Origin of the sequence: Amycolatopsis sp. NBC_00438 (genome assembly GCF_036026695.1) — a bacterium.
GTDB lineage: Bacteria > Actinomycetota > Actinomycetes > Mycobacteriales > Pseudonocardiaceae > Amycolatopsis.
The window spans coordinates 3,702,692-3,716,577 of record NZ_CP107923.1; the positions used below are offsets into that span (position 1 = coordinate 3,702,692).

The following is a 13,886-nucleotide window of genomic DNA, read 5'->3' on the forward strand; positions in this document are numbered from 1 at the left end:
GGAGGAGACCCCGATGGCCCGGGCCAGTGTGCGGGAACAGATCGTGGACGCCGCGTACGAGCAGTTCCACCGGCACGGTTACAACGCGTGCGGCGTCAAGCTGATCACCGACAGCGCGGGCGTGCCCAAGGGGTCGTTCTACAACCACTTCGAGAGCAAGGAAGCGCTCGCGCTGGTCGTCATGGAGCGCTACGGCGCCACCCGGCGCGTGCCGGACCTGGCCAAGGCGGACGTCGCCCCGCTGGCCAGGCTGCGCGCCCACTTCGACTTCCTGGCGAGCGACATCGAGAAGTACGGCTACGAGCGCGGGTGCGTGTTCGGCAACTTCAGCAACGAAGCGGCCGACCACAGCCCCGCCATCCGCGACGGCCTGGTGACGAGCTTCGCGACCTGGTCGGCGGCCGTGGCGGGCGCGATCCGCGAAGCACAGGCGGACGGTTCGGTCACCTCGGCCCAGGACCCGGAGGTGCTGGCCCGCTTCCTGGTCAACGCGTGGGAAGGCGCCATCGTGGGCGAACGCGCGGCGAAGGACGGCTCGTCCTTCGCCGCGTTCTTCACCCTCGCGTTCGGCACGCTGCTGCGCTGAGCGGACATCGAGACCCGTCCGGGAGTCGAACCCGGAGTCGAACGGCGTTGCAGGCCGTCGCACGACCGTCGTGAAGCGGGCCGGGAGTCGCGCGTCCTGGTGTCGAGCCAGGCATCCCGGGGTTATGGGTCCCAGGTGGCCGCCGGGCCACGCGCGGGGTGGAGTGACCGGCCGGACTCGCACCGGCTGAACCCAGGGCCACAGCCTGGGGCCTCGTCTCCTTCGGCTTCGGTCACGGTGGAAGACGAGGGGGTCGAACCCTCCCCGGTGATCGTGCGAGGATCACCCGCGCTCCGGCGCGCCTCCCCGGACCGGATGACAGGCCTGGTTCGCCTTCATGGTCGCCATCACGGCCTGCCCTCCCTCGCCCAGTAGTAGTAGCTCCACCCCAGGATGCGCCATCACCGATGCCGGCGGCCACCCATTTACCGTGGCATCAGTTCCGGGTGATCCGGCGGCGTTCGGTCAGGTAGCCGACAAGGATCGTCCCGAGGATGGGCAAGGCGAACTTCAGCTGCGGCCAATCGTCTTCGCCGGGCGGGTCGACGCTCGCCGTTCCCGGGTAGAGCCCGGCGGAGAGCTGGGTGAACCAGTACAGGCTCGCGGTGATCGTCGCACTGTCCAATGACGCCCGCGAGCGGCCCGGTTTCCACAAGTGGTACAGCGTCGCCAGGGACAGTGCGGCGCCCATGCTCATGGTCTGGGCGTTGTGGAACTTGGCGTGCGGCGGCCATTTCGGATTGCGGATGTGGGTTTCGTTCCAGTCGAAGACGTAGGGGCCCACCATGGTCGCCAACGCGGTCAACGAAATGAGGCCCCGCCCGACCGGAGTCCTCTTGAGACTGAGCTTGGTCACCGGACTCCCCTCAATCGGTCGTGATGACGAGCTTGCCGCCCTTGGGCGTGCGGTCGACTTCGAGCTCCGTGAGCGCCGCGATCGCCTTGGCGAGCGGCACGGTGCGGGCGATCGGCAGTCGCAGCACGCCGTCGGCCGCCGCCTGGGCGACCGCGTCGAGGTCCGCCGCGGCGACTTTCGCGACCAGCAGGCGATACGGCCCCGGCAAGGCGCTTCGCACGAACTTCGCCGGCGTGGGGTTGATGTCGAGAATGCGACCGCCGGGCTTGAGCAACGCCTGCGCCACTTTGCCCGGCAGCGTGCCGGCGGTGTCGAAGACGACGTCGAAGCGCCCGGCGAGGTTCGCCGCGTCGAAGTCGAATTCGACGATCGGGCTGACGCCGAGGTCGCGCGCTTCCTGCGTCGCGGTGGCGCGGCAGCTGCCGGCCACGGACGCGCCGCGCGCCATCGCGAGCTGCGCGGCCGACCGGCCGACTCCGCCGAGGCAGCCGTGGACGAACACGGCCTGCCCGGCGCGCAGCTCGCTTTTGCCGACCATGGCTTGAAAAGCGGTGAGCCCGACGATCGGGAGCGCGGCGGCCTCCTCCCACGAGAGGTTCGCGGGCTTCTTCACGACGGCCTTCTCGTCGGCGACGACCATCTCGGCGAACGCCCCGGCCGCCTTGATGCTCGCCCCGCCGAGCACCTCGTCACCGACCTCGAGCCGGCTGACGCCGTCACCGACCGCCGCCACGACACCCGCGAAGTCGTGCCCCAGACCGCGCGGGAACTTCCGGCCGGTCAGCACCTTCATCTCCCCGCCGCGGATCTTCCAGTCCATCGGGTTCGCGGCCGCCGCCTTCACGCGGACCAGGACCTCGCCGGACCCGGGCCGCGCCGGCTCGAAGTCCTCCAGCCGCAACACTTCCGGGCCGCCGTACCGGTGGTACTGGATGCGCTGTGCCGTCATGGCGAAGTCCTCTCACGCACTGATGTCATCGAGTGACATCACTCTAGCACGGTGATGTCACTCCATGACATCAGTGATCGGTGAGCGGCGGCTTTAAACTCGGGGCATGGGACGATGGGAGCCGGGAGCCGGCGGCCGGCTGCGCGAGGCCGCGCTGGCCTTGTACCTCGAACACGGCTTCGAGCAGACCATGGTCGCCGACATCGCCGAACGGGCCGGCGTGACCGCCCGCACCTTCTTCCGCCACTTCGCCGACAAGCGCGAGGTCCTCTTCGACGGGTCCGCCGAGCTGACGGAGGCGTCGCTGGCCGCCCTGGACGCGGCGCCCGCGACGGCGTCGACACTGGAGGTCGTCGCGGCCGCACTCGACGCCGTGGCCGGCCTGATCGGCCAGGACCGCGAGCTCGTGCTGACGCGGCACGCGGTGATCATGGCCCACGCCGAGCTGCGCGAACGTGAGCTGATCAAGCTCGCCGAGATGACCACCGCACTCGCCGACGGCCTCCGGCGGCGAGGCATCGGCGCCACGGAAGCGACGCTGGCCGCCGAGACCGGCGCGGCGGTGTACCGGGTCGCCTTCCAGCACTGGGCCGACGCCGACGACCTCGACCTGCGCGACGCCATCCGTAGATCGTTCGACCAGCTGCGCGCCCTGACCGCCACCCCCTGATCGCCGCGGCCCGGCCCTCAGGGGCCGCTCGGCCCCACCGGTTCGGCGGCCGACGAGGCCGGCGTCTCTCCCGCAAGTCCAGTGACCTGCCGCCGCTCGTGAACGTCCGGAGGGTTTCCGGCAGCGCGGGGTGCTCGTCGAGCGGCGCGAGCTGCACGGACGCGGCACCGGGCCGGGTGAGCCGGTACTCGACGCCGCACGCCCGGCCGGACTCTCCCCCGCGGTCGTCCGGCGGGAGCTGCGGCGGCGCAACGGTTTCTCCGGCGTCACCGTCACCGACGCACTGGTCACCGCCGCGCGCAACGGAACCCTGCCCAGCACGGACGTCACGGCCACGGTCAACCGATTCTCCGACCTGCGCGGCCGGCTGCCCCGACACGGCAACGTCGCGGGGTTCCCAGCCGCTCTCCCGCACCCGGGCGCGCAAGTCCGTGAAGGCCTCCTTGAGGGACTCTGAGTCCCTCAAGGAGGCCTTCACGGACTTGGCATCAGCTCCGCACGCCCCGGGTATCGGCGGGGGTCAGATACCGCAGGACGACGCCGACCAGAACCGGCTCGATCGGTGCGCCACGTGCGTGTGGTCGCTGTGGCCCGGGTATCCCGGCCCGAGGATCTCGCTGAAGCCGTGGTTGCGGGCCTGCAGGGCCAGTCCGCAGAAGCCCTGGGCTCCCGCGCCGAGGTCGACCGCGTCCCCGTAGAGGTGCCGGCTGGCCGCCGCTCCGCCGACCGCGTTGTTGCAAGCGACGCTGCGGAAACCGCCGTTGACCACGATCGGGCGGTCCCCCATCGCGTGCCGCATCGCCTGCAGCTTCCACATCGACACCAGCGCGTTGGCCTTCGCGGTCGCGGCGGGGACGTTGCCGCCCGACCAGTCCGCGTTGCACCTGTTCAGTTCCGCGTAGCCGAAGTTGACCGGCGTGCAGTCGTCGTCCTGCAGCTGGTAGATCTTCGCGAACGTCGCGGGCCCGGCGATACCGTCCGCGCCGAGCCCGTAGGCCTGCTGGAACCGGGTGACCGCGGCCTTGGTGCCCGCGCCGAACTGGCCGTCGAGGGCCAGGACCCCGCCGTAACCCGGGTAACCGGCGACCCGGATCTGCAGTTGCCGGACGTCGTCCCCGGACGCCCCCTGCGACAGGGTGCGGCCCCAGGAGTAACAGGCGTCGGCCGTGCTCCCGGCCGTCATCGGTCCCGGATCGGCGGCCGCCGGAGCAGCCACCGCCGAACCGAGTCCGGCCACCAGGGCGAGCAGGGGCAGAACCAGACGAAGGCGCATGACAGGAACACCTTTCAAGCAGGGAAGGTGAAACCCGTGACCCCACGGATTGTCGACGATTCACTGCCCCGCACGCTAACGCGGTTGCGGGCACCCTGCTGTGGGGCGTTCGCACCACACGCCGCGCGGTGACCGCGGCGGCCACCCGCACCTAGGAAGTGGACGCGATGAAATAAACGACAACGCCGATCAGCGCGAGCACCTCGGTCAGCACGAAGGTCGAGTAACCGATGGTCTGCAGTTTGCTCCGCGCTTCCGGCTGACGAGCGGTGCCATTGATGACAGCGGCGAAAATCAGGCCCACACCGATTCCCGGGCCGATCGAACTCAGTCCGTAGCCGATGGCGGCGAGGCCGGGGTTGATGGTGGCGGCTTGGGCCAGAATCAGGTCGCTCATGGGCATTCCCCTCCACATCGGTCCACGCGCGTTCGCGCGGACAGCGGCCGGCGAGGTCACGCCGGACGTGCGATCGGAGCAATGGCGGAGCTGTGCGAAGGCATCGGGAATCGACGGCTTTCGCCGGGATCGATCGAAGATCGCTGGAATTCGCCGGGCAGGATATTCGACTGGCCGAGTTTTCGCGGAAACCGAGCTGTTCGGTCAATCCGATGATATCACCTGATTCGGACATGCTCGCCGCCTCGCGGGTCGACGCCGGGATCGACCTGGACGGAGCAGCGGGGTGGCCGGGCCGAGGTTGCCCTCCGGCGCACGCAGGGCTACGTTTGATTACGTGCCCGTTTCGTTTCGTAACTAGGAGGTGGCCGTGCCCAGTGCCCGCGACGCGCAGCCGGCCCGGGGCCGGCCGCGTGACACCGGCCGCGACCTGGCGATCCTCGACGCGACCCTGAGACTGCTGGTCGAGGTCGGCTACGACCAGCTGTCCATCGAGTCGGTCGCGGCCGAAGCCGGCGTGGGCAAACCCACCGTCTACCGGCGCTACGCCGGCAAGGCCGCGCTGGTGGCCGCGGCCGTCGAGCACCGCGCGGGCAGCGTGCCGCCCGCGACCGGGACCCGTGATCTGCGGCAGGCCCTGCTGCAGACCGTGGGGTGGCTGGCCGAGCAGATCGCCGAGCAGGAGGTCGGGTTGCTCGGCGCCCTGTTCGCCGGCATGCGCAGCGATCCGGACCTGGCGGCGCACATGCGGCGGATCCTGCGACGCGACGAAGCGGCGATGACCGAGCAGCCGTTCGGCGGCGCGCGAGGCGAACACCTCGTCCCCGGAGCGGCCGGACTGTTCGCCGAAATCGTTCCGGCGCTCATCGTGCACCGGCTCGTGGTCGTCGGGGAGCCCAGCGACCGGAGCTTCGTCGAGCACATCGTCGACGACGTCCTGCTGCCGCTGCTCCGGCGCCGGTGAGTGCCGGTGAATGCCGGTGAATGCCGCTGAGCAACGATCCCCGATACGACGGAGGCCATGATCATGATCGTCATCACCGGCGCGACCGGCGCCCTGGGCGGCGCCGCCGTCGAGCACCTGCTCGAGCGCGTCCCCGTGGACCGGATCGGCGTCAGCGTCCGCGATGTCGCCAAGGCCCGGCGTTTCGCCGACCGTGGTGTGCGCGTGCGGGGCGGCTCCTACGATGACCCGGCCGCACTGCGTGACTCGTTCGAGGGGGCCGAGCGCGTGCTGCTGGTCTCCCAGAACGATCCCGCCGGCGACGGAATCGGCTTGCACCGCACCGCGATCGAGGCCGCGGTCGCCGCGGGCGCCCGGCGCATCCTGTACACCAGTCACCAGAACACCCGCGCCGACAGCCCGTTCGCCCCGGCGCACGAACACGCCGCCACCGAAGCGCTGCTCGCGAAGTCGGGGGTCGCCTGGACCGCTCTGCGCAACGGGTTCTACGCGCACAGCCTCGACTGGCTGCTCGGCCCTTGGCGTCAGACCGGCGTCATCGCCGCGCCGGCCGACGGCCCGGCGTCCTGGACCGACCGCGCCGACGCAGCCGAAGCGGCCGCGATCCTCCTTACCGGACAACGTCCCTTCGACGGCCCCGTCACGCTCACCGCGCGCCGCGCCGTCACCTTCGACGACATCGCCACCACCGCGACCGAGCTCACCGGCCGCGAGATCACCCGGGTCGTCGTCGAGGACGACCAGTGGCTGGCCGACCGGATCGCCGCCGGCACACCCGAGCCGATGGCGGCCATGCTGCTGAAGTTCTTCCACGCCGCGCGGCGTGGCCACTTCGCCGACACCGACCCGTTGCTGGCCGAACTCCTGGGCCGCGAACCGCGCACGGTCACCGACTTCCTCACCGGCCGGGTCGGCGCCTGAGTTCCGGCTGAACGCAAGCGCGTCCCGTCGGGCTAGGCGCCGTCGTCGCGCAGGGAACGGATCATGCTCCGCAGGATCCGGAACGCGCCTGCCTGCTCGGCCTCGGTCATCCCGGCCAGCATCCTCACCTCGACCGACCGGACCGCCACGGTCGCCTTCTCCAGGCTCCGCCGGCCGCGAGGCGTGAGCCGCGCGGGGAGCACCTTCCCGACGGGCGCCGCCGCGGGCCGGGTCACGTGACCCTCGCGTTCCAGGGCCTGCAGCAGCACGTTCATCGACTGCCGGGTCACGAACGCGCCCCGCGCGAGTTCGGAGTTCGACAAGCCCGGACGTTGAGCCAGCAGCTCGAGGCAGGAGTAGTGCGTCACGCTCATGCCGAGCGGCCGCAGCACCTCCTCCATGGCTGCGCGCAGGACGCTCGACGCCTCTTTCAGCAGGTAGCCCAGTGACGTCTCCAGGTCGACGCCGGCACCGTCTTGACTCATGTCAGCATTCTGACATACAGTGACCCGTGTCAGAAGACTGACACACAACGAAGGAGCAGCATGCCCGCCACCGGCCCCGACTTCATCTCCCTCCAAGCGAGCGACCTCGACGCGTCACAGGCGTTCTACGAGCGGTACCTCGGCCTCGTCCGCTCGCCGGCCGGACCGCCGCACGCGGTCGTCTTCGAGACGAAGCCGATCGCGTTCGCCCTGCGCGACGTCCTTCCCGGCACCGACCTCGCCTCCGTCGACCAGCCCGGCATCGGTGCCGCGATCTGGCTCCACGCCACCGACGTCCAGGCCATCCACGACGCTCTCGCCGCGGACGGTCACACGATCGTGTCGGCCCCGATCGACGGCCCCTTCGGCCGGACGTTCACCTTCGCCGACCCCGACGGCTACCGGATCACCCTCCACGACCGCAGCTGATCGGCAGGCAGGGTCACGCCGAATCTCGGGTGCACACGGCGGTAGCTCGACCTACCCTGCCCAGGTGATCGAAATCGGTTCGCGGGCGCGCACACTGCCGGCACCTCCGTCCGTCGTCTGGGACTCACTCGTGGAGCCTCGCCGGCCGGGAACCCGGCAGTGGCTCCACTTGCTCGACGACGAAGTCGATCCCCGAGTCCTGGCCGCGGAGAAGCCCGGTCACGCCGTGTGGTCGTCGCTGTGGCCGAGCCGGCCCGATGATCGAATACAGTTCGCGCTGACCACCGCGGCCGACGGAGGGACCTTGCTGAAGTTCACCTTGCTCGCGTCCGGCGAGGCCCCCGACCAGAGCAAGACCGGCCACCTTCGGCGCCGGCTCAACCAGCTGCTGTTCGCGGATCTTCGCTTCTCCTACGGCCAGTGACCGAAACCGGCTCCGGCGTCGCTCCCCCGCTACCCCGAAAAGTTCGCCTGGCCTGGGAACTTTTCCAGCCTGTCGGTCCGCGCCGAATGGTTTCCTTCATTTCACTCTGATGGAACCGGACACGACGTGATTTCCGCGTTAAAATAACTCCATGCAAATGGGGGTAATGCGCCGCTTGGCCACGTACGGAGCTGTAGTCCTGTCCCTGCTCGCCTCGGCGCTCGCACTCGGCGCGTCCGCCGCGCAGGCCGCGTCGGCGCCGCTCGGCAAGCAGAACTGGGTCGTCAGCGTCGCCGGGTTCACGAATGCGGTCGGCAACAACTACCTGCGGCTGGGCTACCTGGTGTTCGACCCGGCCAGCAACGTCGTCCGGCACAACTTCTGGACCTGGAGCCAACGCGACAACCCGGTGCCGGTCAACAGCGGGGACGTGTACTTCTGCGGCCAGTGGCAACCGGGCACCAATCCGCGCAACAATTGCGCGATCAAGACCGCGCCGGGTTTCACCGGTGACCCGAACGGCCATTTCACCGGGACCTACGATTACGACGCCACGTCCGGCCGGGTGGCGATCACCTGGACCAGCAGCACCGTCAACGGCGCCACGACCACGGTGAACCTCGGCGAGACCTGGGCGGTGTCCGAGCTGCACCCGGGACTCGGCCGGCTGCAGCTGGTGAACGACACGTACTCGATCACCGGCGGGTTCGGCTACGGCAGCAACGCCTCCCTGGCCCAGACCACCAAGGCCCCGATGAGCGCCGTCCGCGCCACGAAGCGGGCGTACCTCTACGAGGCCCACAGCTGGCACGGCAGCACGATCACCGACTCGCCCCGGGGTGCGGCGGGCAGCGGGAGCTTCACCGTCGGCCCCGACTGGAACGCCTGCACGGACGGCTCGTGCCTCGGGTTCGTGCAGTACAACGCGCACTGCGACGAAGCTTCCTGCTGTGGCCTTCCGAGTGCCCCCGGCTACGCCGCGTGCGTGCAGAAGCTCGCCGACAGCGGCAACCGCCGGTTCTACTACCTGACCGGCGACCTGGGCGGGCGGCGCAACAGCTATGAATTCTGGTGCGAATGCCTGTCCTACGACGGGTGTTACCTGCTCAACAGCCACGTGCGACCGCTGCTCCAGGTGATCGACGACTCGGGAGCCTTCCAAGGCTGGGTCGGGGCCGAAGTCAACCCGGACCGCAGCGGCACCCGCGATCCCTCGGGTGAGTACTACGCCAGCTTCGCGATGGTGGCGTAGCGCTCGCCCGGCAAAGCGTCCCCCGAAGGCCTTCGGTGCCGTCACGCCTCACCCGCGGTCGAGAGCGTCCTCGGCGCGTCCGGGAATAAGTCAGCCGTCTTGATTAAGACAGCTGACTTATCTAGGCTGCGGGCATGTCCACCGACAGCGCGCACGCAGGTGACGACCAGGCCGGACTGCCGCCCTACCCGTTCCCGAACCCCACCGCGCTGGAGCCGCCGCCGGAATGGGCCCGGCTGCGGGCGCGGTGCCCGGTGGCACGCATCGAACTCGCCAGCGGTGACGAAGCGCTGCTGCTGACCCGTTACGACGACGTCCGGACGATGCTTTCGGACCCCCGGTTCAGCCGTCAGCTCGACGCCGACGACGCCTCCCGAGTCTCCGACAGCGACGACGGCGGGGTGTTCAGCCGGCCCTCGGCGTCGACCGGCACCGAAGTGGCCACGGACGAGCCGGCGGCGTCGATGCTCGGCGGTCCCGGGCACCGGCGCTGGCGGCGACTCGTCGGGAAAGCGTTCACCGTCAAGCGGGTGCAGGCGCTGCGGCCGGGCATGACGGAACTGGCCGAACAGCTGATCACGGACATGGTCGAAGCCAGTGCGCCCGCCGACATCGGCCCCGCGCTGGGATTCCCGCTGCCGGTGTTCGTGATCTGCGACCTGCTCGGCGTCCCGAGGGAAGACCGGGGCCGGTTCGCGCACTGGTCCGACACGATGCTGAACATGACCCGGTTCACCCAGGACGAGATCGACCGGTCGGGCTGGGAGTTCCACCGGTACATGACGGAGCTGGTCGCCGCCAAGCTGTCCGCGCCCGGTGACGACCTGCTGAGCGACCTCGCCGCCGACATGACCGCGGCCGAGCTGGTCATGACCGGGCAGGGCCTGCTCATCGCCGGCCACGAGACCACCGCCACCATGATCGGCAAGATGGTCGCGATGCTGCTGGCGGACCGCGAGCACCGCTGGGAGCGGCTGCCGGCCGACCCGTCCCTGGTGCCCTCGGCCGTCGAGGAGGCGCTGCGGTTCGACGCCAACCCCGGGTTCGGGATGCCGCGCTACGTCTCCGAAGAGACCGTGATCGGCGGCACCGTCCTGCCGCGCGGCACGACCGTGGTGTGCAGCATGGCCTCGGGCAACCGCGACACCGACGCGTTCGACGGCGCCGGCGACATGGACCTCGCCCGCCGGCCCAACCCGCACCTGGCCTTCGGTGCCGGGCCGCACTCGTGCGTCGGCCAGCAACTCGCGCGAGTCGAGCTGCAGACCGTCCTGGAAGTGCTGCTGCGCCGCCTGCCCACCCTCGAACTCGTCGAGGACGCCGCGGATCTGCGCGCCCGGCAGGGCCTGATCGTCGGCGGCATCGACCGGGTCCTGGTGCGGTGGTGACGGGCGGGAGGTCGGCGGCCACCCGGGCGCGGCTGCTGGCGACGGCGGAACGGCTGATCGCCGAGGACGGCGTCGCGCAGGTGTCGAGCCGGCGCCTGGGCCAGGAAGCCGGACAGGCCAACAACTCCGCGGTCGCCTACCACGTCGGCACGATGGCGGAGGTGATCCTCGCGGTGCTGCGCGAACACGGCGAAGCGATGGACCGCATCCGGGCCACGATGGTGGCCGCGGCCGAGGGTTCGACGCGGCTGCGTGACCACGTGGCCGCGCTGGTGCTGCCCACTACCCTGCACCTCGCCGACCTCGGCGTCCCGAGCTACTACGCCCGCTTCGCCGCCCACGTCGTCAGCGATCCGGTCCTGCGCGCGCCGGCGATGGCGGTGACCACCTCGACACCCGTGATGCAGCGCGCGATGCGCGTGGTCGCCGCCCACGCCGGCGACGCCACGGATCCCGCGATCCTCACCCGCTCGGCGATGGCCCGGCACGCGATCGTCCACACCTGCGCCGAACGGGAGGCCGAACTGGCCGCCGCGGGAGACTCCTCCGGCATCCCCGGCTGGGCCGAGACCGGCGAGATCCTCGTCGACGGCATCACAGCCCTGCTGACCACACCGCCCCGGTCCGCCGGTTAAGCGCTTGCCCGCTTCTTCGCGCCGCCCCGGCGGGCCGGGTCGGTCAGCCGGTGCATCATGGTGACGCTCGCCCGCCGGGGCACCAGGCGGCCGATGCTCGCGCCCAGGCGGTTCGATCGGCCGTCGATGACGCTCGGGCCGGGGTTGCGGCTCTCGAGGTGGGACAGCGCGGTGGCGACGACGTCCTCGGGGGTGCGCGCCTTGGCTCCCGCGGTGGCGTCGTCGGTGCCGACGACGGCGTTGAACTCGGTGCTCGTCGCCCCCGGGGACAGCGCGAACGCGGTGACCCCGCTGCCGCGCAGCTCGGCCCAGAGGGATTCGGTGAAGCTGAGGACGAACGCCTTCGTCGCGCCGTAGACGGCCATCCGCGGGGTCGGCGTGTAGGCGGCCATGCTGGCGACGTTGATCAGGAAACCTTGCGCCGCAACGATGTCCGGGAGAAACGCGGAGCTCAGCTGCACCGGGGCGGCGACGTCCACCGCGATCTCCTGGGTCAGGCGGACCGGGTCTTCGCCGGCGAACTCGCCGAACGTGCCGAACCCGGCGTTGTTGATCAGGCTGGTCGCCGTGAGACCGGCGTCGGCCACCGCCGCTTTCAGCTCGGCGCCGACGGCGGGCGAGGTGAGGTCGAGCGCGATCGCCGTCGCGGCGACCCGGTGCTTGCTCTCCAGTTCCGAAGCCAGCTCTCGAAGGCGGTCGAGCCGGCGCGCCACCAGGATCAGGTTCGCGCCCCGGGCGGCGAGGGCGTGCGCGAACGAGGCGCCGATGCCGGAACTGGCTCCGGTGACGATGACGGTCTGGCTGCGGTAGTCCGGTCGCGGCATCGGTTCTCCAAGGGGGTGATCGGCCGGCTGGTCATTTCACCGTATGCCCGTCTGGCACTCAGTGTCAATCTGGCGCTCAGTGTAGGATCGCGGGCATGGCCAAGCAGGACGACCTCTGGACCCGATCGCGCAAGGCGGCGTACGCGGAGATCACGCGCGTCGCCATGAACTTGTTCCTCGAGCAGGGGTTCGACGGGACGACGATCGATCAGATCGCGGCGACCGCGGGCATCTCGCGGCGCTCGTTCTTCCGCTATTTCGGGACGAAGGAGGACATCGTCCTCGGCGACCTGGCGGACCAAGGCGCGCTCGTGCGCGACATCCTGGAAAGCATTCCCGTGTCGGTGCCGCCTTGGGAGGCGTTGCGCGAAGCGCTCTGGCGCGTCGACGGCGAAGGACTGCAGTCCGAGGTGGCGCTCAAGATCGCCAAGATGATGTACGAGACCCCGTCACTGAGGGCGCGCAGCATCGAGAAGCACCTCCAGTGGCAGGAGCAGCTCGTCCCGAACATCCGGCTGCGGCTCGGCGTCGCGGCCGACGACGTGACCGACCCGGCGGCCGACGCGATCGTCGCCAGCGCCATCGCCTGCCTCGACGTCGCGGGCCAGATCTGGGCGAACGCCGACGGCGCGCTCGACCTCGCCGAGCTCTACGACCGCGCGGTGCGCGCCGTGGGAAACCCCGGCTGAGGACACGAACGCCGCGTTCCGTTCCTCGGCCGCCCCGCTACGAGACCGGCTCGCCTGCCGACACCTAGGCCGCCGGCACACCGGTCACCGGCGCCAGACCCGCCAGGGCGGACTCGGCCCCGACGGTTTCACGCCGAGGCGTCAGTCGGATTCGAGGAGCTCGGCCAGCCGAAGGGTGTCTTCGAGGTAGCGCTCGTAGGGGAACCCGGCGGCGACGAGCCCGGCGCGGAACTCGTCGTAGAGCGGTTTCCCGTTGACGTGGAAGGCTTTGCGGCCGGTTTCGGTGAGCGTGACCAGGCGCCGCCGCGCGTGGGCGGGGTCGACGACGACCTGCACCAGGCCGTCCGCCTCGAGGGACCGCAGAGCCCGGCTGATCGCCGGGTCCGACACCGACAGCGCCTGCGCCAGGCGATGCTGCGTCGCCGGTTCGATGTCCTCCAGTGTGCCGAGCAGCCGTATCTGGCTGTAGGTCAGGCCGTCCCGGCCGTCGGTGCGCCGCCGGGCCGCGTCGCCCAGCAGCATGACCACGCGGTGCAGCAAGTCTGCGAGTCCTTCGTCCACGTGGTCAGCCTAACAGAGTGTTGACTAGTTAATGTTAACCATGCAAGATTCACGGCATGGACAACTTCGGTTACGTCGCCCAGTCAGCCTTTCCCCTGGTCTGGATCGTGGTCCCGGCCATCGGCGCCTACGTGCGAGCCCGCCACGTCACCTCGGCCCGGGAGCGGCTGGAGATCTGGCAGCGCTGGTGGGCCATCGGCGCCTTCGGCATCGGCAGCCTCTGGATGACGGTGGCGTTCCTCGCCTTCCCGGACGTGATGGCCACCGCGATCGGCTTTCCCCGCACGCCTTTCCTGTTCGAGATCGCCTTCGCCAACCTCGGGCTGGCCATCATGGGCTTCCGCGCCGCATCGGCATCGGCGCGTGAGCGCATCACCATCGGCCTCGGCGGCGGCATGTTCCTGTGGGGCGCCCTCGCCGGCCACGTCTACCAGTGGTTCGCGAACGGCGACCACGCCCCCGGCAACACCGGCGGCGTCCTCGTCAACGACCTGCTGATCCCGGCGGTCATGATCATCCTCGCGGTGCGCTCGCGGCGCCTGGCCGCCGTCACGCCCCCGCCGGCCGTCACCGTCTGACCACC

At 70.4% G+C, this 13,886-nt stretch carries 19 protein-coding genes and 2 tRNA genes; 12 read left to right on the top strand and 9 right to left on the bottom strand.

Annotation, left to right across the window (positions count from 1 at the left end; genetic code table 11):
• Positions 1 to 13 precede the first annotated feature (13 nt).
• Positions 14 to 586: a TetR/AcrR family transcriptional regulator gene (locus OG494_RS16385; protein ID WP_328456563.1), complete on the top strand. Its 573-nt coding sequence runs from the start codon at positions 14 to 16 to the stop codon at positions 584 to 586.
• Positions 587 to 596: 10 nt separating this feature from the next.
• Here OG494_RS16385 and OG494_RS16390 read toward each other — a convergent pair.
• The 4 genes from OG494_RS16390 to OG494_RS16405 all read right to left on the bottom strand — a co-directional run bounded on the left by OG494_RS16390 (position 597) and on the right by OG494_RS16405 (position 2,391).
• Positions 597 to 668, bottom strand: a tRNA-Cys gene (locus tag OG494_RS16390).
• A gap of 77 nt (positions 669 to 745) precedes the next feature.
• A tRNA-His gene (locus tag OG494_RS16395) sits at positions 746 to 822 on the bottom strand.
• A gap of 200 nt (positions 823 to 1,022) precedes the next feature.
• Positions 1,023 to 1,442 (bottom strand): DUF6640 family protein, encoded by a 420-nt coding sequence (locus OG494_RS16400; RefSeq protein ID WP_328456565.1) that lies wholly within the window; start codon positions 1,440 to 1,442, stop codon positions 1,023 to 1,025.
• Positions 1,443 to 1,452: 10 nt separating this feature from the next.
• Positions 1,453 to 2,391, bottom strand: coding sequence for an NADP-dependent oxidoreductase (locus OG494_RS16405; RefSeq protein ID WP_328456567.1), 939 nt, complete (start codon positions 2,389 to 2,391; stop codon positions 1,453 to 1,455).
• A gap of 106 nt (positions 2,392 to 2,497) precedes the next feature.
• On the opposite strand from OG494_RS16405, the gene OG494_RS16410 reads away from it, so the two are divergent.
• The gene (locus OG494_RS16410; protein ID WP_328456569.1) at positions 2,498 to 3,061 is read left to right on the top strand and encodes a TetR/AcrR family transcriptional regulator; all 564 of its coding nucleotides are present in this window, start codon (positions 2,498 to 2,500) and stop codon (positions 3,059 to 3,061) included.
• Between the two features lie 130 nt (positions 3,062 to 3,191).
• Positions 3,192 to 3,518, top strand: coding sequence for a hypothetical protein (locus OG494_RS16415; RefSeq protein WP_328456571.1), 327 nt, complete (start codon positions 3,192 to 3,194; stop codon positions 3,516 to 3,518).
• 63 nt (positions 3,519 to 3,581) lie between these two features.
• Here the strand turns inward: OG494_RS16415 and OG494_RS16420 are convergent, their stop codons facing one another.
• Positions 3,582 to 4,334 carry a D-Ala-D-Ala carboxypeptidase family metallohydrolase gene (locus tag OG494_RS16420; protein WP_328456573.1) on the bottom strand — a complete coding sequence of 251 codons (753 nt, stop codon included), beginning with the start codon at positions 4,332 to 4,334 and terminating at the stop codon, positions 3,582 to 3,584.
• 151 nt (positions 4,335 to 4,485) lie between these two features.
• Positions 4,486 to 4,731: an ATP F0F1 synthase subunit C gene (locus tag OG494_RS16425; RefSeq protein ID WP_328456575.1), complete on the bottom strand. Its 246-nt coding sequence runs from the start codon at positions 4,729 to 4,731 to the stop codon at positions 4,486 to 4,488.
• Between the two features lie 370 nt (positions 4,732 to 5,101).
• Here OG494_RS16425 and OG494_RS16430 point away from each other — a divergent pair, with 370 nt between their 5' ends.
• Entirely contained in the window at positions 5,102 to 5,695 is a 594-nt protein-coding gene (locus OG494_RS16430; RefSeq protein WP_328456577.1) for a TetR/AcrR family transcriptional regulator, read from the top strand.
• Positions 5,696 to 5,752: 57 nt separating this feature from the next.
• Entirely contained in the window at positions 5,753 to 6,616 is an 864-nt protein-coding gene (locus tag OG494_RS16435; protein ID WP_328456579.1) for an NmrA family NAD(P)-binding protein, read from the top strand.
• Between the two features lie 32 nt (positions 6,617 to 6,648).
• Here the strand turns inward: OG494_RS16435 and OG494_RS16440 are convergent, their stop codons facing one another.
• Positions 6,649 to 7,101 carry a MarR family winged helix-turn-helix transcriptional regulator gene (locus OG494_RS16440; RefSeq protein ID WP_328456581.1) on the bottom strand — a complete coding sequence of 151 codons (453 nt, stop codon included), beginning with the start codon at positions 7,099 to 7,101 and terminating at the stop codon, positions 6,649 to 6,651.
• 60 nt (positions 7,102 to 7,161) lie between these two features.
• Here OG494_RS16440 and OG494_RS16445 point away from each other — a divergent pair, with 60 nt between their 5' ends.
• The 5 genes from OG494_RS16445 to OG494_RS16465 all read left to right on the top strand — a co-directional run bounded on the left by OG494_RS16445 (position 7,162) and on the right by OG494_RS16465 (position 11,229).
• Positions 7,162 to 7,530, top strand: coding sequence for a VOC family protein (locus OG494_RS16445; protein WP_328456582.1), 369 nt, complete (start codon positions 7,162 to 7,164; stop codon positions 7,528 to 7,530).
• 64 nt (positions 7,531 to 7,594) lie between these two features.
• A complete protein-coding gene (locus OG494_RS16450; protein WP_328456584.1) occupies positions 7,595 to 7,954 on the top strand; it encodes an SRPBCC family protein in 360 nt (119 codons plus the stop codon).
• A gap of 151 nt (positions 7,955 to 8,105) precedes the next feature.
• Positions 8,106 to 9,206, top strand: coding sequence for a hypothetical protein (locus OG494_RS16455; protein WP_328456586.1), 1,101 nt, complete (start codon positions 8,106 to 8,108; stop codon positions 9,204 to 9,206).
• 134 nt (positions 9,207 to 9,340) lie between these two features.
• Entirely contained in the window at positions 9,341 to 10,594 is a 1,254-nt protein-coding gene (locus OG494_RS16460) for a cytochrome P450 (RefSeq protein WP_328456588.1), read from the top strand.
• The gene (locus OG494_RS16465) at positions 10,591 to 11,229 is read left to right on the top strand and encodes a TetR/AcrR family transcriptional regulator (protein ID WP_328456590.1); all 639 of its coding nucleotides are present in this window, start codon (positions 10,591 to 10,593) and stop codon (positions 11,227 to 11,229) included. Before OG494_RS16460 ends, OG494_RS16465 begins: the two co-directional genes overlap by 4 nt.
• Here OG494_RS16465 and OG494_RS16470 read toward each other — a convergent pair.
• Positions 11,226 to 12,053 carry an SDR family NAD(P)-dependent oxidoreductase gene (locus OG494_RS16470; RefSeq protein WP_328456592.1) on the bottom strand — a complete coding sequence of 276 codons (828 nt, stop codon included), beginning with the start codon at positions 12,051 to 12,053 and terminating at the stop codon, positions 11,226 to 11,228. The genes OG494_RS16465 and OG494_RS16470 overlap by 4 nt on opposite strands.
• Positions 12,054 to 12,148: 95 nt before the next feature.
• Between OG494_RS16470 and OG494_RS16475 the strand changes: the two genes are divergently transcribed.
• Positions 12,149 to 12,742 (top strand): TetR family transcriptional regulator, encoded by a 594-nt coding sequence (locus tag OG494_RS16475; protein ID WP_328456594.1) that lies wholly within the window; start codon positions 12,149 to 12,151, stop codon positions 12,740 to 12,742.
• A 141-nt stretch (positions 12,743 to 12,883) separates the two neighbouring features.
• Here the strand turns inward: OG494_RS16475 and OG494_RS16480 are convergent, their stop codons facing one another.
• Complete coding sequence (locus OG494_RS16480; protein WP_328456596.1) at positions 12,884 to 13,303, bottom strand: MarR family winged helix-turn-helix transcriptional regulator; 420 nt, start codon at positions 13,301 to 13,303, stop codon at positions 12,884 to 12,886.
• Positions 13,304 to 13,359: 56 nt separating this feature from the next.
• Here OG494_RS16480 and OG494_RS16485 point away from each other — a divergent pair, with 56 nt between their 5' ends.
• Entirely contained in the window at positions 13,360 to 13,881 is a 522-nt protein-coding gene (locus tag OG494_RS16485) for a DUF6790 family protein (RefSeq protein ID WP_328456598.1), read from the top strand.
• Positions 13,882 to 13,886 lie beyond the last annotated feature (5 nt).

Bases quoted from the DNA above. Each gene is read 5' to 3' on its own strand.
- OG494_RS16485 (WP_328456598.1), top strand. From the start codon at position 13,360: ATGGACAACTTCGGTTACGTCGCCCAGTCAGCCTTTCCCCTGGTCTGG.
- OG494_RS16455 (WP_328456586.1), top strand. From the start codon at position 8,106: ATGCAAATGGGGGTAATGCGCCGCTTGGCCACGTACGGAGCTGTAGTC.
- OG494_RS16470 (WP_328456592.1), bottom strand. From the start codon at position 12,053: ATGCCGCGACCGGACTACCGCAGCCAGACCGTCATCGTCACCGGAGCC.
- OG494_RS16435 (WP_328456579.1), top strand. From the start codon at position 5,753: ATGATCATGATCGTCATCACCGGCGCGACCGGCGCCCTGGGCGGCGCC.
- OG494_RS16475 (WP_328456594.1), top strand. From the start codon at position 12,149: ATGGCCAAGCAGGACGACCTCTGGACCCGATCGCGCAAGGCGGCGTAC.
- OG494_RS16425 (WP_328456575.1), bottom strand. From the start codon at position 4,731: ATGAGCGACCTGATTCTGGCCCAAGCCGCCACCATCAACCCCGGCCTC.
- OG494_RS16420 (WP_328456573.1), bottom strand. From the start codon at position 4,334: ATGCGCCTTCGTCTGGTTCTGCCCCTGCTCGCCCTGGTGGCCGGACTC.
- OG494_RS16445 (WP_328456582.1), top strand. From the start codon at position 7,162: ATGCCCGCCACCGGCCCCGACTTCATCTCCCTCCAAGCGAGCGACCTC.
- OG494_RS16410 (WP_328456569.1), top strand. From the start codon at position 2,498: ATGGGACGATGGGAGCCGGGAGCCGGCGGCCGGCTGCGCGAGGCCGCG.
- OG494_RS16460 (WP_328456588.1), top strand. From the start codon at position 9,341: ATGTCCACCGACAGCGCGCACGCAGGTGACGACCAGGCCGGACTGCCG.
- OG494_RS16440 (WP_328456581.1), bottom strand. From the start codon at position 7,101: ATGAGTCAAGACGGTGCCGGCGTCGACCTGGAGACGTCACTGGGCTAC.
- OG494_RS16385 (WP_328456563.1), top strand. From the start codon at position 14: ATGGCCCGGGCCAGTGTGCGGGAACAGATCGTGGACGCCGCGTACGAG.
- OG494_RS16405 (WP_328456567.1), bottom strand. From the start codon at position 2,391: ATGACGGCACAGCGCATCCAGTACCACCGGTACGGCGGCCCGGAAGTG.